This is a genomic window from Streptomyces sp. NPDC002773 (assembly GCF_040295605.1).
Classification (GTDB): Bacteria; Actinomycetota; Actinomycetes; order Streptomycetales; family Streptomycetaceae; genus Streptomyces.
The window spans coordinates 1-20111 of the sequence record NZ_JBEOVO010000038.1 but is presented as its reverse complement, the minus strand read 5'-3'; the positions used below and the strand labels follow the sequence as shown (position 1 = coordinate 20111).

Sequence of the window (20111 nt, the reverse complement as noted above, 5' to 3'; positions counted from 1 at the left end):
GAACGCGTCGGCCCTCTAAAGCCCCGATCGGTACGGTCCGATCCACGGCCTTCGGCCGACGCGCACGACGTACGACTCCTGTCCGTCCGTTTCTCCGCGCGAAAGAGCTGATCTCCCATGGCACCCACCGCTCACACGACCGCTCACACCGCCGCTCACACCCAGAGTGCTTCCCTCACGGCCGTCCGTCCGGGGCGGCACCGGCTGCGCGCCGTCGACCCCGACGAGGACGTCGACTTCGCCCGGGTCGCCGACTTCCTGCCGCCCGGCGCCACGTGGCTGCCCGCTCCCCCGCACACCCTGCCGACGCTGCCGGGGCGGCCGCCGATGGTCGGGTACCTGGTTCTCGTACCGGCCGATCAGCAGCCGCCGGAGCCCGCCGCCGCCCCGGTGGAGGCCCAGGGGCCCGTCGCCGTCGACGGCGTCCGGCGGATCGCCGTCGTGGACGGGCGGGCGCTCGACCTCACCTATCTGGAGTTCGAGCTGCTCGCCCATCTCGTGGCGCACCCCCACCGGGTGCACACCCGCGACCAGTTGGTCACCACCGTGTGGGGGTACGGGCACGTCGGCGACGGGCGCACGGTCGACGTGCACGTGGCCCGGCTGCGTCGCAAGCTGGGCGCCGAGCACCGCCACACGATCCAGACCGTGCGGCGGGTCGGCTACAAGTACACGCCCTGATCAGCTCGTCCGAGACCTCGCCCGAAGCCTGGACGCCACGCCCAGGGCGAGGTCCGCCACCAGGAACAGCAGCAGGCTGAGGCCGAGCAGCGGGACGAACCAGGCCACGAGCGCCGCGCCCGCCGCGAGGGGCAGCAGCAGGGTCACCGGGACCCGTCGCCACGCCCCGCGTGCCGCCGGGCGGCCCGGGCGGCGTAGCCACCACATGCGGTAGCCCCAGAGGATCAGCAGGATCAGGGCGAGCGCCAGGGCCGCGAGCGCCAACTGGTTGAACAGGCCGAGGAAGACGCCGGTGTGGGCGTCGATGCCTATGCGGGTGAGCTTCGCGAGCAGCGGGTAGTCGGCGAAGGCGAGCCGGTCGAGTACGGCGCCGTCGGCCGGGTTCACGGCGACGGAGTCCAGCTGGAGCGGGAACTGCGTGTCGGTCTCCTTGACCACGTACCCCTTGCCGTCGGCGGGCAGGACCACCGAGATCCTCGGGCTGTCGATGCCGGCCTCGCGGGCTGCCGCAAGCGCCCGGTCGAGGCCTATGTCCGGGCCCTGGGCGGTGGCGCCGCTGCCGGTGTGGGATCCGCCGTGGCCCTCGTGCTCCGAGGAGCCGCCGGCCGCTCCGCCGACGGTCGCGGTGAGCGTGGGGGTGGCGCCGCCGAGACCGTCCTGGACCGCGCCGATGTTCTCGCCCGCGTACCGCGACCAGGTCAGGCCCGTCGCGGAGAGCAGGACGAGCCCGGTGACCGCCCACAGGCCGACCGAGCCGTGCCAGGACAGGGTGCGGCGGCGGGAGGCCGGGCCGCCCTCCGGGACGAACAGGGCGCGGCGGTTCGCACGGCGCCGGCCGAGCCAGAGCAGCAGGCCGCCGAGCGCGATGACCCAGAGCCAGCTCGCGGCGAGTTCGCTGTAGTTGCGGCCGAGGTCGCCGAGGTGCAGATCGCGGTGCAGGCCGTCGATCCAGGTGCGCAGCGGGAGTGCGCCGGAGCCGCCGTAGCTGGGCAGCTGCCCGCGTACGTCTCCGGTGTACGGGTTCACGAAGACGGCCAGCGAGGTTTCCTCGGGGACGTCGGGGTCGGCCATCAGGACCCGGGTGGTCGCCCCGGGTTCGGCGCCGGGCCAGACGGCGGTGACGGTGCCGTTCGGGTTGACCTTGCGGGCGATGTTCACCTGCTGGGACAGCGGCAGGGTCGTCTCGCCGACGGGGACCTCCAGCTCGTGCGCGTACACCACCTTCTCGGCCGGGAAGGAGAGCGCGTAGAGCAGGCCGCTGGCGGCGGCCACGAGGAGGAACGGGGCGACGAGGACGCCCGCGTAGAAGTGGAGGCGGAGAACGAGGGGGCGCAGGGCGCTCCAGGTTCCGGGCCTCTGGGGAGTGGCTGCGGCGGTGGGGGCGGCTTCCGACGGTGGCGCCTCGGGGGTTTCCGGGCGTGCGGGATCGTCGATGGTCATGACTGTCCTAGGACTCGGTGCAGACAGGGGGAAGGACCCCCGGGTCAGACGTGTGCTCCGAGGGCCGTGGCGCGGGGTCGGGACAGCCGGGGCGGGCCGCGCCGGGACAGGGCGTGCGCGAGGACGACGGTGTGCGGCCGGTCGGGGGTCCGCCGGGACCGGCGGACCGGGCGGCGCGGGGCCTCGGGCACGCGCACGCGTGCGGACAGCAGGCGCAGGGGGGTGAAGGCGTACGCGAGGGCGGCTCGGGCCAGGGTGAAGAACGCGGCCTCGCCGTGGGCCAGCCAGAGTCCGCAGAGGATTGCGGCGATGAGGTGCACGGCGAGCATGCCGGTGCCGGTGCCGGGGGCCAGGGCGGGGTCGAGGGTGGTCGGGTCGAGGGTGGCCGGGTCGAGGGTGGCCGGGTCGAGGACCGGTGGGTCCGTCATGGCGTGGGGGCCGCTGCCGTGCGTGGCGTGGGGGCCGCCGTACGTGGCGTGGGTGCCGCCGTACGTCGCCTGGGTGCCGGCGTGCGTCGCCTGGGTGCCGGCGTGCGTCGCCTGGGTGGCGTGTGTCGCCGGGTCGTGCGCGTGGGTCGTCGGTCCGTGGCGGCCCGTGTCCCCGACGTGGGAACCCGCCGCCGAGAAGATCAGGTGCAGGGCGCCCTGGAGGGCGAACAGCGCGCCCGCGATCGTCGGCGCGCCCCGGCGGCGGCCCGCCGCGGCCCAGGCGGCGGCCGCCGTCACCACGAAGGCGCCGAGCAGCGCGGGCGCCGGAAGCTGGTGGTCAGACATGGACGAATGACCCACCGCTGCCAATGCCACGCACACCACCGCGAACAGGGCGGCTCGCAACGCGCGCAGAGGCGACCGGGCATCCGTCATCGCCCGTCATGGTGTCACCCCTTCGTGCGCCCGGCGAGACCCCCTCCCCGTCCGGTTGCCTTCCTCGCCGGGCCGCCGGCGTTCCTCCCGTGGCGGAATCCTCCGGGAGCGGAAAGCCCTGTTCCCGTGCGGGGCCGCCGGAGAGGATTCGGATCATGAAGCTACTGATGCTCGGAGGCACGGAGTTCGTGGGGCGCGCGGTCGTCGAGGCGGCGCTCGCACGGGGCTGGGAGGTGACCGTCTTCCACCGGGGCCGGCACGCGCCGCCGGCGGGGGTCACCTCGCTGCTCGGTGACCGCACCACCGGTCCGGACGGTCTCGCCGCCCTCGCCGAGGGTTCCTGGGACGCCGTCGTGGACACCTGGTCGGCCGCCCCCTCGGCCGTACGGGACGCGGCCCGGCTGCTCGCGGGGCGGGTCGGGCGGTACGCGTACGTGTCGAGCCGTTCCGTGTACGCCTGGCCGCCCGCCGCCGGACTCGCGGAGGACGGGCCGCTGGTGGAGGGTTCGCCGGACGCCGGGGACGTGCCGTACGCCGAGGCGAAGATGGGCGGCGAACTCGCCGTCACGGACGCGTTCGGCGCGGACCGGGCGCTGTTCGTCCGCGCGGGCCTGATCATCGGACCGTACGAGAACGTGGGCCGGCTCCCCTGGTGGCTCGGCCGGATCGCGCGCGGCGGCCCGGTCCTCGCCCCCGGGCCCGTCGACCTTCCGCTCCAGTACATCGACGCCCGCGACCTGGCCGAGTGGACGCTCGACGCGGTGGCCGCTGGGCTCTCGGGTCCGTACAACCTCGTCTCGCCGCCCGGGCACACGACCATGGGCGAGCTGCTCGACGCCTGCGTACGGGCGACCGGCGCGGACGCCGAGCTCCGCTGGACCGACCCCGAGGCGCTGCTCGCGGCGGGGGCGGAGCCGTGGTCGGAGCTGCCGGTGTGGCTGCCGCCGGGCGAGATGTACGACGCGATGCACACCGCCGACGTCTCGCGGGCGCTCGCGGCCGGGCTGCGCTGCCGGCCCGCGGAGGAGACGGTCGCCGACACGTGGGCGTGGCTGGAATCGCTGGGCGGGGTCGCGCCACGCCGGCCGGACCGACCGGAGGTCGGGCTCTCCGCGGAGCGGGAGGCGGAGCTCGTGGCGAAGATCGCGGCGGGGGCGTAGGCGGGGGGGCGGCGGGCGGCTCGGCGGGGCGCGTCGGCGGACGGCTCGGCGGGGCGCGGCGGCGGGCGGCTCGGCCGACACGTCGGCGGCGTCGGCGGCGGGCGGCTCGGCGGTGCTCTCGGCGGAGTGAGGGATCGCCCGGACCTGCCCGAACCGGGGTGATCCCTTACCGTCGAGAACGGACGCGCCGCCGAGGAGCGTGCGTACGAACCGGAGGAGTCGCCGCATGCCCGCCATCCCCGCCGCCTCCGTGGCCAACCTCCGCGATCTCGGCGGTCTGCCGCTCGGCGGCGGGCGTTCCGTCCGTCCCGGCCTGGTCCTGCGCTCCGCGCAGCTCGACCGGCTCGACCCGGCCGAGCCGGTCGTGGCCGGCCTGGGCATCCGTACGGTCGTCGACCTCCGTACGGAGACCGAGCGCGCCGACCGGCCCGACCGGCTGCCCGCCGGTGTCCGGCACCTCGTCGCGGACGTGCTCGCCGACCACCTGGCCACCAGCGGGCTGCCGCCCGCCGCCCGGCTCAAGGAACTGCTCACCGACCCGGCGCTCGCCGAGGAGTACCTCGGCGGGGGCCAGGTCAGGGCGGCCTTCGCCCAGACCTACCGGACCTTCGTCTCCAGCGACTCCGGGCGTGCCTCGTACCGTGCCCTCCTCACCGAGCTGGGCGCTCCGGACGCCGGGCCGCTGCTCTTCCACTGCTCGGCCGGCAAGGACCGGACGGGCTGGGCGGCGACGGTCGTCCTGTGCCTGCTCGGCGCGGACGAGGAGACCGTGCGGAGCGAGTACCTGTCGGTCAACACGGCGGTGCGGCAGGCGTTCGCGCCGATGATCGAGGGCTTCACCGCCCAGGGCGGCGACCCCGACCTCGCGCTCGACCTGATCGGGGTCCTGCCGGAGTACCTGGAGGCCGCGCTCGACGAAGTCGCGGTCCGGCACGGGTCGATGGAGAAGTACGTACGGGAGGGCCTCGGCGTCCCGGACGAGGTCACGCGGGTGATGCGGGAGCGGCTGACGGGCGGGTGAGGGTCTGCGGGGCTCGGGCCCGGGGCGGCGGGCCTGGGTGACGGGCCGGGGCAGCGGGCCGGGGTGACCATCGGAAGAATCGCTCGTTCTGCTGAACGTGAGCACCCAGGATCTCGTCCCCTCGCCCGTGGGTCCCGTCGACGTCGAGCAGGCCGAGGCCGCGCTCGTCGAGCGGTACCCGCGTCTCGTCCGCATCGCGTACCTCGTACTGCCGCCTTCGCTCGGCCGGAACCGCCGGGTCCTGACCGCGCACGCGCTCGTCCAGCGTGCGCTGCCGCGCCGGCGGGTGCCGGGCCCGGCCGTACCGGAGCCGCGGCTCGCGGAGGACGCGGTCGATCCCGGTTACGCGTACGTACGGGCCGAGGTGCTGCGGCAGGCGCTGGTCGCCGGGCTGCCGCTGCGGCGCCTCGCGCTGCCGCGCCGGGCGCAGTTCCCGCCGCTGCTCCCGCACGTGTGGGGGCTTCGGTTGTTCCCCCGGGTGGGGGGCGCCGACGAACTCGCCCTGGACCAGCGGCTGTCCCGGCTCTCGGGCCCGGGCCGCGCGGCCTACGTCCTGCGCGGCCTGGAACGCCAGGGCGACCCGGAGGTGCTGCGGGTTCTGGCGACGGCCGGCGTCGAGGACCCGAGGGCGGCGCTGGCGGAGGCGGACGCCCTGGACGAACTGGCTGCTGACCTGGTCGAACTGGACGAGCGGGAGACGAAGACCCTGACCGGGCCCGCCGCGCCCTCCGGACCCGCCGGACCCACCGGAACCGCCGGAACCGCCAGACCCACCGGTGAGGCCGGAGAGGCCAGTGAGGCCGGTGAGGCCGGTGAGGCCGGAGAGGCCACGACCAGGGTCGGCGAACAGGCCGGCCCCGCTCGGGGCGGCGGTCGGCGCGGTCAGGGCGCGGGCGCGGGTGTCCCGGGCAGGGGTGACGGCCGGTACGGGGCCGGTGCCTCGGGCTCAGCCGGCCGTCCGACCCTGAACGGCACCACCCCGCCGGGCCCCTACAGCGCCGGCGGGCCCGTCGGTGGTGCCGTGCACCGGGGTCTGTCCGGGGCTGCCGGGCGTACCGGGGGCGAAGGCGGCGAAGGCGGCGTAGGGCCCGCCGCCTTCCCCCCGCACCCCCTCCGTCCCCGCCGTCTCAGTGGGGCCGCCCTGCTCGAGTCCGACGAGTTCGATCCCTGTGCGCTGCAGGCGCGGCCCACCGACCTTCTGCGGCGGCGGCAGCACGCCCGGGCCGCGGCGGTCGCCGTCGCCGCGCTCGTCGTGTGCGGGACGCTGCTCGGGCTGCCCGGGGACGGCTGGGGCAGAAACGGTGCGGCAGCGCCCTCGTACGCGCGTAACCCCGCCGCCGAGGCCGCCCTCGACCCCGGCGCGCTCAAGCGGGTCGCCCCGGCGGCCTGGCCCGGTTCGACCCGGCGGGACTTCTCCGTATGGCCCGCGCGCGGCGGTCTCACCGGCGACAGCGCCCTGCTGCGGCGGGCGCTCGCCGTCTGGGCCAGGCCCGGCCTCTCCGTGCGGTCATCGGCGACGCCGGGGACCCCGGTGGGTCCGCCGATGGGCCCCCCGCAGCTCCTGTTCGCCGGTGTGGTCGACGGAGCCCGGGTGGTGCTCCTCCACGACGGGCTGCGGGCGGTGCGGTACGCGGAGCCGGTCGAGGGCACCGCGGGCGCGGCGCTCGACTTCGCGCGGACGGACGGCGCCGACACGGTCGGCTCGGCCGCGCTCGTCCTCTCCCGCGCGGCGGGCAACGTCCGCTATCTGACCGCCCCTTGGGTGAAGGAGACGGTGGTACGGAATCTCCTCGCGCCCGCCAAGGCCCCCTGGCCCCTGGTGCGGGACGCGCACGGGATGACCGAACCCGTACCGAGTCCCGCCCTGGCGAAGGGCTGCACCCGCTGGAACGCCCTTCAGGTGCACGACGGTTCGGGTCCGCGGCTGCTCGCCGACCTGGGCGAGCTGGCCCCCGCCCGGCTCCTGTGGGGTCCGCCGGACGCGCCGGTGGACGCGACGGGCCCGGAGGCGCGGGAGGCGTGGGCCAGGACGGTCTGCCAGCTCACGGCGGTACGCGCGCACGGCGTGCGGTCGGTGCACGCCTGGCGGTTCGCCCGGCAGCCGCTCCCCGAGGGCGCCGGGCGCGGCACCTGGCTGTGCACGCGCGCGGAGACCTGGCGGGGCACGGGCAGCAGGGTCCTCGCCCAGTTCCTGGCCCCGTCGCCCGCCGTCCCGGCCGCGCTCGCGGCCCGCTCCGAGGGTTCACCGGCCTGCGGGGTACGGGATCCCCGGGTCCTGGCGGGCGTCCTGTGGCAGGCGCCGAGCGGCGGGTGGTACGTCCTGGCGGCGGGCAGTCCCGACTTCACCGCTCTGGAGACCTCGGGCGGCGTGAAGGGCCGGTCGGACGGTCCGGTGCTCGCCGTGAAGGCGGCCGCGGGGGCCCGCGCGGATCTGGACGGGACGCTCCGGGACGGCACACGGGTGGGCGCCCTGAGGTGACCCCGCGGGCGGCCGCCCGGAGGTGGGCGCCCCTACGTGACCCCGCGGGCCCGCCGCGCCCCGAAAAAGCCCCCGCAGACACCTGTCGCCCCCGCCTACCCCTCAGTACATTGACGGCATGTCTAATACGCAGCCCGCACCGGTGGCGTCGGAGCACGTCGAGCTCAAAGCCCGCAAGGTCTCCTTCGACTGGGAGGAGACCCCGCTCCACTGGGTACCCGGCGATCCCTTCACCACGCACACCATCAACGTGCTGCACCTGCTGCTCCCGGCCGGCGAACGCTGGTTCGTACACGTGTACAAGCAGGCGCTGCCGTACATCACCGACGACCGGCTGCGCGCGGACGTCATCGGCTTCATCGGCCAGGAGGCCGTCCACTCCCAGGCCCACGACGACGTCCTCCCCCACCTCCGCGAGCAGGGCCTCGACCCCACCCCGTACACCGCCCAGGTCGACTGGTTCTTCGAGAAGCTCCTCGGGGACCGGACCCTGCCGCCCGGCCGGCCCAGCCGCTGGTGGCTGATGGAGCGGGTCGCGATGATCGCCGCCATCGAGCACTACACCGCGTTCCTCGGCAACTGGGTCCTCAACGCCGACGCGCTCGACCGGGCCGGCGCCGACCCGACGATGCTGGACCTGCTGCGCTGGCACGGCGCGGAGGAGGTCGAGCACCGCTCCGTCGCCTTCGAGCTCTTCATGCACCTCGACGGCGGCTACCGGCGCCGCGCCCGCACCTGGGCGCTCGCCTTCTCCACGCTCGTCTTCCTCTGGCAGCGGGGCGTCCGCTTCTTCATGGAGAACGACCCGAACCTCCGCGACGGCGACGGCAAGGCCTCCTTCGGCCAGTTCGTCCGCAAGGGCAGGCAGGGCGTGCTGCCCTCCACCCCCGACATGCTGCGCTCCATACCCCGCTACCTCAGCCGCGCCTACCACCCCTCCCAGGAGGGTGACACCGCGCAGGCCATGGCCTACCTGGCCTCCTCCCCCGGCGCCAACGGAGGTCGCTGATGCCCCGGTTCACCACCGTCGCCCTCGTCGCCGGCGCCGCCCTGCTCGCCCGCCGCGCCGTCCGCAGCCGCATGTCGACCGCCCCCCTGTGGCCGATGCCCGCCCTCGACGAACCCGTGTCCGGGTACGGCCGCGGCAGCACCGTCCCCCGCAAGGTCCGGGTGACCGGCCGCGCCACGCCCGCCGAAGGCGTCGTCGAACTGCGCCTGGAAGGACGCGGGTTGCCCGCCTGGCAGCCGGGCGCCCATGTCGACCTCGTCCTGCCCTCCGGCCTCGTACGGCAGTACTCGCTCTGCGGCGATCCGGCCGACCCCACCGCCTACACCGTGGCGACCCGGCTCATCGACGAGCGGCAGGGCGGGCTCGGCGGGTCGCGCGAGGTCCACGAGCAGCTGCACGTCGGCGTGCAGATCGAGATCCGGGGACCCCGCAACCGCTTCCCGCTGATCGCGGCCCCCGCGTACGTCTTCGTCGCCGGCGGCATCGGCATCACCCCGGTCCTGCCGATGCTGCGCGCCGCCGAGGCGGCCGGGGCGGACTGGCGGCTCGTGTACTGCGGGCGGAGCCGGGCCACCCTGCCGTACCTCGCGGAGATCGAGGCGCTGGGCGGCGGCGACCGGGTGACCGTCGTCCCCGAGGACGAGTCGGGCTACCCCGACCTCGGCTTCCTCGCGCACACCCCCGCCGAGACCCTCGTGTACTGCTGCGGGCCCGACGGTCTGATGGACGCGGTGGCGGCGGCGATGCCGGAGGGCCGCGCGCCGCTCCTCGAGCGCTTCTCGGCTGCGGCGACGACCGGCGGCACCGCCTTCGAACTCGAACTGCGCCGCTCCGGCCGTACGGTGAAGGTGGCGGCCGACCAGTCGGTGCTCGCGGCGGTACGCGCGGAGGTCCCGGGCCTCATGTACTCCTGCCGGCAGGGTTTCTGCGGCACCTGCCGACAGCGGGTCCTGGAGGGCGAGGTCGACCACCGGGACGAACTGCTCACTGACGCCGAGCGGGACGACTCGATGCTGATCTGCGTCTCGCGCTGCGCGGGGAAGCGGCTCGTGCTGGACCTCTAGGGATCAGGGCAGGATCAGCCAGTCGAAGGCAAGCGCGGCGGCCAGGCCTCCCACCAGGAGCCAGGTGGCGAGCCGCGTACGGCCGTTGCGGGACAGCTCGATCACGACCCCGCACAGGATCATGGCGAGCCCGTACACACCGACGACCAGGACCGACGTGCGGCTCGCGAGGCGGACGACGAGGACCACGGCCATCGCCACGAGGAGCACGGACGCCACGGCGACCCGCAGCCGCCGGGCCTGCTTCGGCGTGAGTCCGTCCACGGAGGCGTTCTCTTCGGACTCCTCCGGCTCCTCGGGCTCCTCCGGTGTGGAAGCCTCGTCGGAGGCCTCGGCGGCCGTGGTGTCCTGGTCGGAGGAAGCGCTCATGGAGCAGCAGCGTAACGGACGCCGTTAGGCTGTTCGTATGACGACCGGGGTGCGCCGCAGGATGGGCGTCGAGGAGCGCAAGCAGCAGTTGATCGGGGTCGCCCTCGAACTCTTCAGCCATCGCTCTCCCGACGAGGTGTCCATCGACGAGATCGCCGCGGCCGCCGGGATCTCGCGGCCGCTGGTCTACCACTACTTCCCCGGCAAGCAGAGCCTCTACGAGGCGGCGCTGCGGCGGGCGGCCGACGAGCTGGCGGCGCGGTTCGTGGAGCCGCCGCAGGGGCCCCTCGGGGCGCGGCTCCTGCGGGTGATGGGCCGGTTCTTCGACTTCGTCGACGAGCACGGGCCCGGGTTCTCGGCGCTGATGCGGGGCGGGCCCGCGGTGGGTTCCTCCACGGCGAACGCGATGATCGACGAGGTGCGGCAGGCCGCGTACGAGCAGATCCTGGCGCATCTGGAGGTCGGGAAGCCCTCCGCGCGGCTCGAACTGGTCGTACGTTCCTGGGTGTCGCTCGCCGAGTCGACGGCGTTGCTCTGGCTGGACGGCCGCCGGATTCCGCGCGGGGAGCTGGAGTTGCAGCTGGTGCACGACTTCGCGGCGCTGGCCGCGGTGAGTGCCGCGTACGACGAGGAGATGGCGGAGACCCTGGTCCGGATCCTGGCGGACGAGCCGGCGGACGGCCCGTTCGGGGAGCTGGTGGCCCGGCTCTCCGCGTTCGTGCTCCCGGTGCCGGATCAGCGCTTGCGGTAGGACGGTTCGAGGTCGCGGACCTCGACGGAGAGGCGTACGCCGTCGGTCGTCTTGAGGTGGTCGGGCAGCAGGCCGAGCACGCCTTCCGAGAGCCGGGCCTTGAGCTCGTCGGTGCGGCCGGGCAGCAGGGCGATTTCGACGTGCACGATGACGTCGTGGTCCGTGCCGTCGCCGGCGACGAGTTCCTCGACCTCGCGGAAGCGGGTCTTGCAGGAGTCGAGCGTCGTGTCGACGGTCTCCACGACGAACGGGTGCAGGGCGAGCGCGAAACCGCGCCGGTCGAGCGGCGCGGAGTAGTCGACGGTGATCTGCGGCATGAGGGTCACTCCCGGCCAGAGGGATACGGCTGTCGGATGTCCGGCCACACCTTTACGGTGATCGCCATGACAGCACAAGTGACCTTTCGACAGGCGGACGCGGGCGATCTGGACCTGCTGGTGGGAATGTACGACGGGGCGGCGCTCTGGATGGCGCGGAACGGGATCGACCAGTGGAAGCCCGGTGGGAAGAGCGCGGAGCACTTCGGGGCGCGGATCGCCGCGGGGGAGGTCTGGCTCGCGGCGGGCGGGGACGGCGTGGCCGTCGGCGCGTACGAGCTGTGGTGGGAGGACGAGCAGGCCTGGGGGCCGCGGCCGCCGGTCGCCGGGTACGTGCACCGGCTGATGACCGCCCGGGAGGCGGCGCCCGCCGGGACCGGGCGGGCGCTGCTCGCGCACGCGGAGCGGCGGATCGCGGCCGCCGGGCGGACCTTGGCCCGGCTGGACTGTCTGACGAACAACCCGCGGCTCCGTACGTACTACGAGGCCGCGGGCTACCGTGCCGTCGGCGAGGAGCCGGGAAAGCTCGCCGCCGACGGCACGCGCTACGGGGTCACCCTGATGGAACGGTCACTCCCGCGACGGTGACGCTCACCCGGCCTTGAAGACCGCCACCGTCCGCGCCGGGACCGTGAAGGTGCCCGAAGCGGCCTCGTAGGAGGCGGACTTGACGACGGTGTCGGAGCCGGCCGCCTGGACCGGGTGGAGGGCGTAGGCCCTGCCCGCCAGGTCGGTGATCTTCTGGGACGTGCTCGCCGGAGTCGCGTTGAGGACGACGACCAGGTCACCGAGGCGCATCGTGATCACGCCCGGCGTCTCGTCGCGGCCGGAGAGCGGGAAGGACAGCGCGGACTGCACCTGCCCGGTGGTGGCGAGCGAGAAGGCCGGCTCGGTGGTACGGATCTTCTGGAGGTCGCGGTAGGCGGCGGAGGTGCCGTCGATCTCCGCGCAGCCGACCGTCAGGGCCGGGTTGACGAGCAGCGGTTTGCCGTAGCCCCACTTGGCCTTGTTGTCGGCGGCCGGCGGAAGGCCGATGCCGAAGCCGTTGCCCTCGCGGCAGTCCCAGTGGATCGCGTTGAACCAGTCGCCGCTGTCGTACGAGTTGCGGTCGAGGGACTTGGAGCGCAGCAGGTCGGAGCCCGCCTGGGAGAGTGCCGGGCCCTGCGAGAGGGTCGCGGTCGCCATGGCGAGGAGCTGCATCCGCGCACGGTCCGCCGGGGACACGGACGCCGGGAGCTTGAAGGCGAGCGCGTCGTACAGGGTCTCGTTGTCGTGGGCGTCGGCGTAGGCCAGGGCGTCGCCGGGGGCGGCGGCGTACCCGGCGGGGGCGCCGTTGTAGTCGACCTCGGAGCCCTTGACCGTACGCCCGGAGGTGTCGGTGAAGGTGTAGCCGGCGAGGTTGCCGGTGAGGCCGACCTTGATCAGGTCCTGGTAGTGGAGCAGTCGGGCCTTCTGCTCGGCCGGAGTGCCGTTGGCCGCCGAGGCGTTGGGGTCGGTGTAGAGGCCGGAGGCGAAGCCCTGGACGCCGGGGTCCTCGTCGAAGGGGCCGCCGCCGCGGACGGCGTCGCGGGCCCGGTCGGAGAAGGTCGCGATGCCGGTGCCGGCCATGTTCTTCTGGGTGGCCTGGACGAAGCGGGAGTCGTCGGCGATCTCGCCGAAGTTCCAGCCTTCGCCGTACAGGATGATCGCCTTGCCGTCGACGCCGTCGCGGGCGACGGTCAGCTCGTCCAGGGCCTTGCGGACGGCGAGGATGTTCTCCTTCGGGTGGTGGCCCATGAGGTCGAAGCGGAAGCCGTCGACCTTGTACTCCTTCGCCCAGGTGACGATCGAGTCGACGACGAGCTTGCCCATCATGGCGTTCTCGGGCGCGGTGTTGGCGCAGCAGGTGGAGGTGGCGACGGAGCCGTCGGCCTGGAGGCGCTGGTAGTAGCCGGGCACGATCCGGTCGAGGACGGACTTGTCGGACTGTCCGGCGGCGACGGTGTGGTTGTAGACGACGTCCATGACCGTGCGCAGGCCCTGGCCGTTGAGGGCCTGGACCATCTGCCGGAACTCGACCGTGCGGCGGGTGCCGTTCGGGTCGGTGGCGTAGGAGCCCTCGGGGACGGTGTAGTGCAGCGGGTCGTAGCCCCAGTTGTAGGCGTCCTTCGCCGCGGCGGCGGCGACGCAGGCCTGCTGCTCCTCGGAGTCGGGGGCGTACACCTTGAGGTCGCAGGCGGGGGTGGTCTGCTCGGACTTCTTCTCGGGGATGGTGCCGATGTCGAAGGCCGGGAGGAGGTGGACGTAGGAGGTGCCGGAGTCGGCGAGCGCCTTGAGGTGCTTCGAGCCCTTGCTGTCCTTGTCGGTGAAGGCGAGGAAGGTGCCCTTGTGGCCGGCCTTCGCCGTCGGGTCGGCGATCGAGAAGTCGCGGACGTGCAGCTCCTGGATCTGTGCGTCGCGCAGCGGCACGGCGGCCGGCTTCTTCAGGGACGTCCAGCCCTTGGGGGCGAGCCGGCTGTCGGTGAGGTCGACGGCGAGGCTGCGGGCCGAGTCGGTGGTGAGGGCGGTGGAGTAGGGGTCGGTGACCTTGTTGACCACGACCTTCTGGACGGTGGGCGCCCAGACCTTCACCACGTACCGGTAGGGCTTGCCCGTCCAGGACTTCGGGCCGGTGGCGGACCAGACGCCGGAGCTGTCGTCGCGCCGCATGGGAACGGTCTTGCCGTCGAGTTCGAGGGAGACCGACTGGGCGGTGGGGGCCCACAGGGAGAGGCCGACCTTGCCGCCGCGGAAGACGGGGCCGAGAGCTGCGCCGGTGGCCTTCTTCGCGTACAGGTCGTCGAGGATCCCCGCGGTCTGCACACCGGTGGCGGCGAGCAGGGCGCCGTTGGCGGCCCGCTGGGTGGCGACGATCTGGCCGCGCAGGGAGTCGCGGACGCGGTCGGCGTCGCGCGGGTCGACGGTGAAGGCCGGGTACTCCTTCAGGTGCGGGAACTTCGCCTTCTGGGCGTCGGTGAGGGCGGCCTGGTTGAGCCGGAGCCACTGGCCCTCGGTGTTCAGGGCGCCGTCGGTGGCGGTGATCCCGCCGTCCTTCGCGTACACCAGCTGCTGGCTGGTGGCGTCGGTGGCCTTGACCTTCCAGACGACGGTGTTCCGGTCGATCCACTGGGCCTCGGCCTTGGTGAGGTCGAGGTTCGGGGCCGCGCCGACGGTCGGGAGCAGGTACTTCTGCTGTCCGGAGAGCGTCCAGATCTCGTGGCCGTAGGTGGCGAGGTCGAGGGACTGGTCGGTGGGCAGGTCCTTCTCGTCGCCCTTGTGGAGGATGTACGAGAGGGAGCTCGCGCCCGCGGTGAGCGGCACCTCGTAGACGGCGCCGTACGCGTCGGTGCGGACCGGCATCAGCGGCTTGGACCAGTCGGTGGGTTGGGCGGCGCCGGTCCAGGTGTGGAGGCCCCAGCCGTCGTAGTCGCCGTCCGGGCGCTGGTAGTGGATGACGGCCTTGGACTTGTCCGGGGTGACCGGGGCCGGGTTCGTGTCGGACTGGCCGTCCTGGCCCTGCGTGATCCAGACCTCGCCGGTGCGGCCGAGGTTGATGCTGCGCTGCGGTCCTTCGGCGGCGCCGTCCTTCTCGACGGTGTACGTGACGGTGGAGGCGCCTTCGGGGACCTTGACCCAGGCGAAGGCGCCGTGGGCGTCGCGGCCGGTGAACGCGGCTTCCTGGCCCGCGGCCTTCAGGGTCCAGCCGTCGTAGTTCCCGTCCTCGCGCTTGTAGTGGACGATCGCGTGGGTGCGTTCGACGGCGACGGGCTTCTCGGGCGCGGGGGCCTGTCCCGCGGTGCTCGCGGCGGTGGCGCTCGCGGTGCGGCCCGCGCTGTCGACGACGACGGCCTTGTAGCGCAGGGCGGTCCCGGCGGGGGCGGTGACGTGCTGGGTGACCTTGTAGGGGGCGTGGTCGGCGGTGCCGAGGGTCTGCCAGCGGCCGTTGCCGGTCTGGGCGGCGAAGACGACCCGGTTGAGGCCGCCGCCGGTTACGTCGGCGGTGAGTTCGACGGTGCCGGTGGCGCCGGCGGCCGGGGCCTTCAGGGACACGGCGGGCTTGACGGCCGGGGCCGCGAGGGGCTTCTCGGCCCTGAGGACGAGGGAGGAGAGCGCCGGGACGGTGACGGTGGCCTTGCCGCCCGATGCGGCGGCGGCGCCCTGACCCCCGTACAGGACACGGAAGTTCGCCGAGTCGACGGGGACGGTCACGGTCTTCGCCGTGGTGGCGCTGTTGGTGGCGACGAGGTACTCGGTCCGTGCCGTGGCGTCCGTACGGGAGAAGGCGTAGACGGAGCCCTCGGCGTACCGTTCCTGCTGGACGCCGTCGCGGAGGGCCGGGTGCGTCTTCGTGAGCCGGGACAGCTCGGCGACGGACGTGTACACCGGGTGGGTGGTGTCGTACGCGTCGGTGGCGTGGGTGCGGTCGGTACCGAGCTGGTCGTCGTCGAGGTAGTCGGCGGCCTCGGCGGCGAAGAGGGGCTGGCGGGCGTCCTTGTCGCCGCCGGCGCCGGTGAAGCCCTGCTCGTCGCCGGAGTAGATCACCGGGTTGCCCCGCGACAGGAACATCAGCTCGTTGGCGAGGCGGGCCCGCCGGACGAGTTCGGTGTCGGAGGCGTTCGGGTTGTCCTGCTTGAGGAAGGTCCCGATGCGGCCCATGTCGTGGTTGCCGAGGAAGGTGACCTGCTCGTAGGCGTTGGCCTTGTCGGTGGTGTACCGGTAGTCCTCGGCGAAGACCTTGGCGAGTCGGTCGGCTCCGGCGCCCTGGGAGGCGAAGGCGCGGGCGGCGTCCTGGAAGGGGAAGTCGAGGGTGGAGTCGAGCCGGCCCCGGGTGACGTAGGGGGCGGTGACGGTGGGGTCGGCGGAGTACACCTCGCCGAACATGAAGAAGTCCTCGCGGCCCCGCTTCTTCGCGTAGGCGTCGAGGGCGGTGGCCCACTCGGTCCAGAAGTCCAGGTCGACGTGTTTGACGGTGTCGATGCGGAAGCCGTCGATCTTGAAGTCGCGGACCCACTTCTCGTAGATCCTCTTCATGCCCTCGACGACCTCGGGGCGCTCGGTCCACAGGTCGTCGAGGCCGACGAAGTCGCCGTACTCGGCGGACTCGCCGGCCCAGGTGGAGTCGCCCCGGTTGTGGTACATCGTGGGGTCGTTGAGCCAGGCCGGGGCCTTGGCGTCCGCGTCCCCGGCCTTCTGGACGGGCGTGTACGGGAAGGAGTCCGCGTCCACCTTCCCGATCTCCGCCCGGTCGTCGAAGGGGCGGCCGGTGCTGTCGAGGTAGGGGTGGGAGCCCTTGGGGCGGTAGCCGTACTTCTGCTCGGCGTAGTCGACGGTGTCGGCGGTGTGGTTGGTGATGACGTCGAAGAAGACCTTCATGCCCTTGGCGTGGGCGGCGGCGATCAGCTTCTCCAGGTCCTCGTTGGTCCCGAAGTGCGGGTCGACCTGGGTGAAGTCGGTGATCCAGTAGCCGTGGTAGCCGGCCGAGGCGTCCTTGCCGGTGCCCTGCACGGGCCGGTTCTTGAAGATCGGCGCCATCCAGATGGCGGTGGTGCCGAGGCCCTTGATGTAGTCGAGCCGCTGGGTCAGGCCCTTGAGGTCGCCGCCCTGGTAGAAGCCCTTGTCGGTGGGGTCGAAGCCGGTCTGCGTACGGCTTCCGGTGAGGCCGCCCCGGTCGTTGGCGGTGTCGCCGTTGGCGAAGCGGTCGGGCAGGACGAAGTAGAACTGCTCGCGCGTGAGGTCCTGGCGGGCGGGCTCGGCCGCGAGGGCGCGGTCGGACGGCGGGGCGGGGGGCCGGGGCGCGGCGGCCGCGGGGACGGTGGGCGCGAGGGCGGCGCACAGGGCGGCGGCGAGCGCGACCGCCGTTCTCTTGCGTGTCACGGGGGTGCTCCCTGAAGGTACGGGAAGGGGGGCCGCCCCGGCGGGGCGGCCCTGAGGGGGAGACGGACTCAGCTGCGGAAGGTGTCGTTCAGGACGATCTGTCCGGAGGCGGGGACGGTCGCGGTGCGGTTGGCGCCGGACTCCCAGGTGACGTTCCCCGCGGCGTCCTTGCGGACGTACTTGTACTCGAAGGCCGTGTCGGCGGGGAGGCCGAGGGTGAGCTTCCAGACGGGGTACGTGGCCGGGTCGAGCTTCAGGGCGGCGGCCGGGGACCAGTTGCCGAGCTCGGCGCGGTTGCCGGTGACGTAGATGTTCTGGCCGACCGCGGTGGTGGCGGTGACGTTGAACGAGGCTCCCGCAGTGGCGGGCGGGGTCGTCGGCGGGGTGGTCGGGGTGGTGCCGCCTCCGCAGCTCGTGGCGTTGACGTGCAGGGCCAGGGCGGTGTTGGCGCCGAGGGTGGCCGTGAACTGGCCGGACGGGTTCACCGTCACGGGCGTGTTCGACTGGACGTCGCAGTAGGTGCCGCCGGGCAGGGAGGTCTGGTAGGTGCGGGTGAGCGCCGAGGACTCGTGGTTGATCGCCACGTACGCCTTGGAGCCGCGGCCGAACGCGATGGCGTTGTTGCCGTTGTCCCACCAGTGGGTGACGGCGGTGCCGCGGGCGGTGTTGCGGAAGGCCACCATGGAGGAGATCTCGCGCCAGGCGTGCTGGCACTTCCAGCCGTCGGTGTAGCAGGCGTTGACCTGACCGCCGCCCGGCGGTCCGGCGTCCTTGTCGGTCCACTCGTAGCCGGAGTGGACGTCCGGGGAGCCGTAGGGCCAGGCGAGGGCGAAGACGGAGGCGAGGGTGTAGTTCGCGCCGTCCTTGTAGGAGAGGGTGTCCCCGCCGCGCTCGGTGTCGTGGTTGTCGACGAAGACACCGGACTGGCCGGAGGGCATGTAGCCCCAGGCCTCGCCGAAGTTCTTCAGGTAGGCGAGCTTCTCGCTCTGGAGGATCCGCTTGAGGTCGCGGGCGTAGCGGAACTCCTGGACGTCTCCGCTGCCGAGGTACTCGCTCGGGGAGACGGCCTCGCCGGCGCCGTGGATGGCCTCCAGCTTCCAGTACGCGTTCGGGTTCGTCAGCCGCGACTTGATGTCGGCGAGGTCGGCGGCCGGCATGTGCTTGGCGGCGTCGACGCGGAAGCCGTCGACGCCGAGCGACAGGAGGTCGTTGAGGTAGCCGGCTATCTTGCCGCGGACGTACTCCTCGCCGGTGTCGAGGTCGGGGAGCTGGACCAGTTCGCAGTTCTGGACGTTCCCGCGGTCGCCGTAATTCGTGATCGAGGAGCGGCAGTCGTCCATGTCGGAGCCGGAGTACAGGCCCGGGTAGTCGTACTTGGAGAACGGGGTCCCGCCCGTTCCCGTGCCGGAGCCGTTCGCCATGTGGTTGATGACGGAGTCGGCCACGACCTTGACCCCGGCCGCGTGGCAGGTGTCGATCATGTTCTTGAAGGCGGTGCGGTCGCCGAGGCGTCCGGCGATCTTGTAGCTGACCGGCTGGTACGAGGTCCACCACTGGCCGCCCTGGAGGTGTTCCTGGGGCGGGGAGACCTGGACGTATCCGTATCCGGCGGGGCCGAGGCGGGTGGTGCACTCGCGGGCGATGGAGGCGAAGTTCCATTCGAACATCACGGCGGTGACGTCCTTCTCGCCGGGCGGGGCGGCCTGCGCCGGGGTGTTTCCCGTGACGGCCACAGCGGCGGCTCCCGCCACGAGGGCGAGTGCAGCGGCCACGGTTTTTCTGGCCATGCTTCCTCCTGTACGACGTCGGTGTCGCAGTCGGGTGTCGCAAGAAGTTGCCGAAAAGTTCAGCAACTGTTTTCAGCCGTGACCGTACGAGTGCCCCGACGCCCGGTCAACCCTCCGGACCCCGCAACGCAAGTTGTTACGAAAGGACTTGCGGATCGCGGTGAGCGGGCGCGGGAGGCTGCGCCGTGGAGCCGCGTACCACCAGCTCCGGCTGGAAGACGAACTCCGTGCGCTGCACGGGATTGCCCTCGATCTCCTCCAGGAGCGCGCCGACGGCCGCCGTCGCCATGGCCTGGACGGGCTGGCGCACCGTGGACAGCGGAGGGCTGGTGAAGGCGATGAGGGGCGAGTCGTCGAAGCCGACGACGGAGACGTCCCCGGGCACGTCGAGGCCGCGGGCGCGGACGGCGCGGATGACGCCGAGCGCCATCAGGTCGGAGCCGCAGACGATGCCCGTACAGCCCTCGCGGAGCAGGATGTCGGCGGCGGCGTGCCCGCCCTCGACGCCGAAGAGCGTGGGTCTGATGAACCGTTCCGCGTCGGCCCGTTCGACGCCGAGGAGCTCGTACAGCTCGGCGGTGAAGCCCTCGGCCTTGCGGCGCGAGGGTACGTAGCGGGTGGGGCCGATGGCGAGGCCGATCCGCTCGTGGCCCAGCTCGACCAGGTGCCGTACGGCCATCCGGGCGGCGGCCCGGTCGTCCGGGGAGACGAAGTTGGCGTCGATGTGCTCGTTGTAGCCGTTGATGAGGACGTACGGCACGCCACGGGCGGTCAGGCGGGCGTAGCGGGCCGGGTCGGCGGAGGCGTCGGCGTGGAGGCCGGAGAGGAAGACGATGCCGGCCACCCCGCGCTCCACCAGCTGCTCGACGAGCTCGTCCTCGGTGGCGCCGCCGGGCATCTGGGTGCAGAGCACCGGGGTGTAGCCGTGCCCGGCGAGGACCTGCTCGACGACCTGCGCGAACGCCGGGAAGATCGGGTTGGTCAGCTCGGGCACGACGAGCCCGACGAGGCCCGCGCTACGGCGTTTGAGCCGTACGGGACGCTCGTACCCGAGGACGTCGAGCGCCGCGAGCACCTTGTGCCGGGTCGCGCCGGCCACCCCCGCCTTGCCGTTGAGGACCCGGCTGACGGTGGCCTCGCTGACGCCGGACTGGGCCGCGATGTCCGCGAGCCGCGGGGGGGGGGGGGCGGGGGCCCCCGCCCCGGGGGGGGGCAAACCCCCCCCCCCCCCCGGGGGGGGGGGGGCCCCCCGGCCCCGGCGCGGAGCGAACGAAAGGC

General features: G+C 73.3%; 15 protein-coding genes. 8 read left to right on the top strand and 7 right to left on the bottom strand.

Annotated features, from left to right (window positions below; genetic code table 11):
- Positions 1–117 precede the first annotated feature (117 nt).
- Complete coding sequence (locus tag ABT034_RS30530) at positions 118–681, top strand: winged helix-turn-helix domain-containing protein (protein WP_351220311.1); 564 nt, start codon at positions 118–120, stop codon at positions 679–681.
- On the opposite strand, the gene ABT034_RS30525 is transcribed toward ABT034_RS30530, so the two are convergent.
- Both ABT034_RS30525 and ABT034_RS30520 read right to left on the bottom strand, forming a co-directional pair.
- Complete coding sequence (locus tag ABT034_RS30525; protein WP_351220310.1) at positions 682–2121, bottom strand: PepSY-associated TM helix domain-containing protein; 1440 nt, start codon at positions 2119–2121, stop codon at positions 682–684.
- 44 nt (positions 2122–2165) lie between these two features.
- The gene (locus tag ABT034_RS30520; RefSeq protein ID WP_351220309.1) at positions 2166–2894 is read right to left on the bottom strand and encodes a hypothetical protein; all 729 of its coding nucleotides are present in this window, start codon (positions 2892–2894) and stop codon (positions 2166–2168) included.
- Positions 2895–3139: 245 nt separating this feature from the next.
- On the opposite strand from ABT034_RS30520, the gene ABT034_RS30515 reads away from it, so the two are divergent.
- The 5 genes from ABT034_RS30515 to ABT034_RS30495 all read left to right on the top strand — a co-directional run bounded on the left by ABT034_RS30515 (position 3140) and on the right by ABT034_RS30495 (position 9717).
- Positions 3140–4144 (top strand): NAD-dependent epimerase/dehydratase family protein, encoded by a 1005-nt coding sequence (locus ABT034_RS30515; RefSeq protein ID WP_351220308.1) that lies wholly within the window; start codon positions 3140–3142, stop codon positions 4142–4144.
- Positions 4145–4370: 226 nt separating this feature from the next.
- Entirely contained in the window at positions 4371–5165 is a 795-nt protein-coding gene (locus ABT034_RS30510; RefSeq protein WP_351220307.1) for a tyrosine-protein phosphatase, read from the top strand.
- Positions 5166–5262: 97 nt separating this feature from the next.
- The gene (locus ABT034_RS30505) at positions 5263–7644 is read left to right on the top strand and encodes a hypothetical protein (protein WP_351220306.1); all 2382 of its coding nucleotides are present in this window, start codon (positions 5263–5265) and stop codon (positions 7642–7644) included.
- Positions 7645–7762: 118 nt separating this feature from the next.
- Positions 7763–8653 (top strand): metal-dependent hydrolase, encoded by an 891-nt coding sequence (locus tag ABT034_RS30500; protein ID WP_351220305.1) that lies wholly within the window; start codon positions 7763–7765, stop codon positions 8651–8653.
- The gene (locus ABT034_RS30495) at positions 8653–9717 is read left to right on the top strand and encodes a PDR/VanB family oxidoreductase (protein ID WP_351220304.1); all 1065 of its coding nucleotides are present in this window, start codon (positions 8653–8655) and stop codon (positions 9715–9717) included. The genes ABT034_RS30500 and ABT034_RS30495 overlap by 1 nt, the downstream gene beginning before the upstream one ends.
- A 3-nt stretch (positions 9718–9720) precedes the next feature.
- Here ABT034_RS30495 and ABT034_RS30490 read toward each other — a convergent pair whose 3' ends face one another.
- A complete protein-coding gene (locus ABT034_RS30490) occupies positions 9721–10086 on the bottom strand; it encodes a hypothetical protein (RefSeq protein ID WP_351220303.1) in 366 nt (121 codons plus the stop codon).
- Between the two features lie 37 nt (positions 10087–10123).
- Here ABT034_RS30490 and ABT034_RS30485 point away from each other — a divergent pair, with 37 nt between their 5' ends.
- A complete protein-coding gene (locus ABT034_RS30485) occupies positions 10124–10837 on the top strand; it encodes a TetR/AcrR family transcriptional regulator (protein ID WP_351220302.1) in 714 nt (237 codons plus the stop codon).
- On the opposite strand, the gene ABT034_RS30480 is transcribed toward ABT034_RS30485, so the two are convergent.
- On the bottom strand, positions 10822–11154 hold the full coding sequence (locus ABT034_RS30480) for a 5-carboxymethyl-2-hydroxymuconate Delta-isomerase (RefSeq protein ID WP_351220301.1): 333 nt from the start codon (positions 11152–11154) through the stop codon (positions 10822–10824). The two genes, ABT034_RS30485 and ABT034_RS30480, sit on opposite strands and share 16 nt — an antisense overlap.
- Positions 11155–11220: 66 nt before the next feature.
- Between ABT034_RS30480 and ABT034_RS30475 the strand changes: the two genes are divergently transcribed.
- A complete protein-coding gene (locus ABT034_RS30475) occupies positions 11221–11742 on the top strand; it encodes a GNAT family N-acetyltransferase (RefSeq protein ID WP_351220300.1) in 522 nt (173 codons plus the stop codon).
- A gap of 3 nt (positions 11743–11745) precedes the next feature.
- Here ABT034_RS30475 and pulA read toward each other — a convergent pair whose 3' ends face one another.
- From pulA to ABT034_RS30460, 3 genes are all read right to left on the bottom strand, one after another.
- Positions 11746–17046 (bottom strand): pullulanase-type alpha-1,6-glucosidase, encoded by a 5301-nt coding sequence (gene pulA, locus ABT034_RS30470; RefSeq protein ID WP_351220299.1) that lies wholly within the window; start codon positions 17044–17046, stop codon positions 11746–11748.
- 68 nt (positions 17047–17114) lie between these two features.
- Positions 17115–18833, bottom strand: coding sequence for a carbohydrate-binding module family 20 domain-containing protein (locus tag ABT034_RS30465; RefSeq protein WP_351220298.1), 1719 nt, complete (start codon positions 18831–18833; stop codon positions 17115–17117).
- 136 nt (positions 18834–18969) lie between these two features.
- The gene (locus ABT034_RS30460) at positions 18970–20049 is read right to left on the bottom strand and encodes a LacI family DNA-binding transcriptional regulator (RefSeq protein WP_351220297.1); all 1080 of its coding nucleotides are present in this window, start codon (positions 20047–20049) and stop codon (positions 18970–18972) included.
- Positions 20050–20111: the final 62 nt, after the last annotated feature.

Excerpts from the sequence above, each read along its gene's own strand:
- ABT034_RS30475 (WP_351220300.1), top strand. The coding sequence starts at position 11,221 with ATGACAGCACAAGTGACCTTTCGACAGGCGGACGCGGGCGATCTGGAC.
- ABT034_RS30525 (WP_351220310.1), bottom strand. The coding sequence starts at position 2,121 with ATGACCATCGACGATCCCGCACGCCCGGAAACCCCCGAGGCGCCACCG.
- ABT034_RS30480 (WP_351220301.1), bottom strand. The coding sequence starts at position 11,154 with ATGCCGCAGATCACCGTCGACTACTCCGCGCCGCTCGACCGGCGCGGT.
- ABT034_RS30500 (WP_351220305.1), top strand. The coding sequence starts at position 7,763 with ATGTCTAATACGCAGCCCGCACCGGTGGCGTCGGAGCACGTCGAGCTC.
- ABT034_RS30465 (WP_351220298.1), bottom strand. The coding sequence starts at position 18,833 with ATGGCCAGAAAAACCGTGGCCGCTGCACTCGCCCTCGTGGCGGGAGCC.
- ABT034_RS30515 (WP_351220308.1), top strand. The coding sequence starts at position 3,140 with ATGAAGCTACTGATGCTCGGAGGCACGGAGTTCGTGGGGCGCGCGGTC.
- ABT034_RS30485 (WP_351220302.1), top strand. The coding sequence starts at position 10,124 with ATGACGACCGGGGTGCGCCGCAGGATGGGCGTCGAGGAGCGCAAGCAG.
- ABT034_RS30520 (WP_351220309.1), bottom strand. The coding sequence starts at position 2,894 with ATGTCTGACCACCAGCTTCCGGCGCCCGCGCTGCTCGGCGCCTTCGTG.
- ABT034_RS30510 (WP_351220307.1), top strand. The coding sequence starts at position 4,371 with ATGCCCGCCATCCCCGCCGCCTCCGTGGCCAACCTCCGCGATCTCGGC.
- ABT034_RS30490 (WP_351220303.1), bottom strand. The coding sequence starts at position 10,086 with ATGAGCGCTTCCTCCGACCAGGACACCACGGCCGCCGAGGCCTCCGAC.
- ABT034_RS30495 (WP_351220304.1), top strand. The coding sequence starts at position 8,653 with ATGCCCCGGTTCACCACCGTCGCCCTCGTCGCCGGCGCCGCCCTGCTC.
- ABT034_RS30530 (WP_351220311.1), top strand. The coding sequence starts at position 118 with ATGGCACCCACCGCTCACACGACCGCTCACACCGCCGCTCACACCCAG.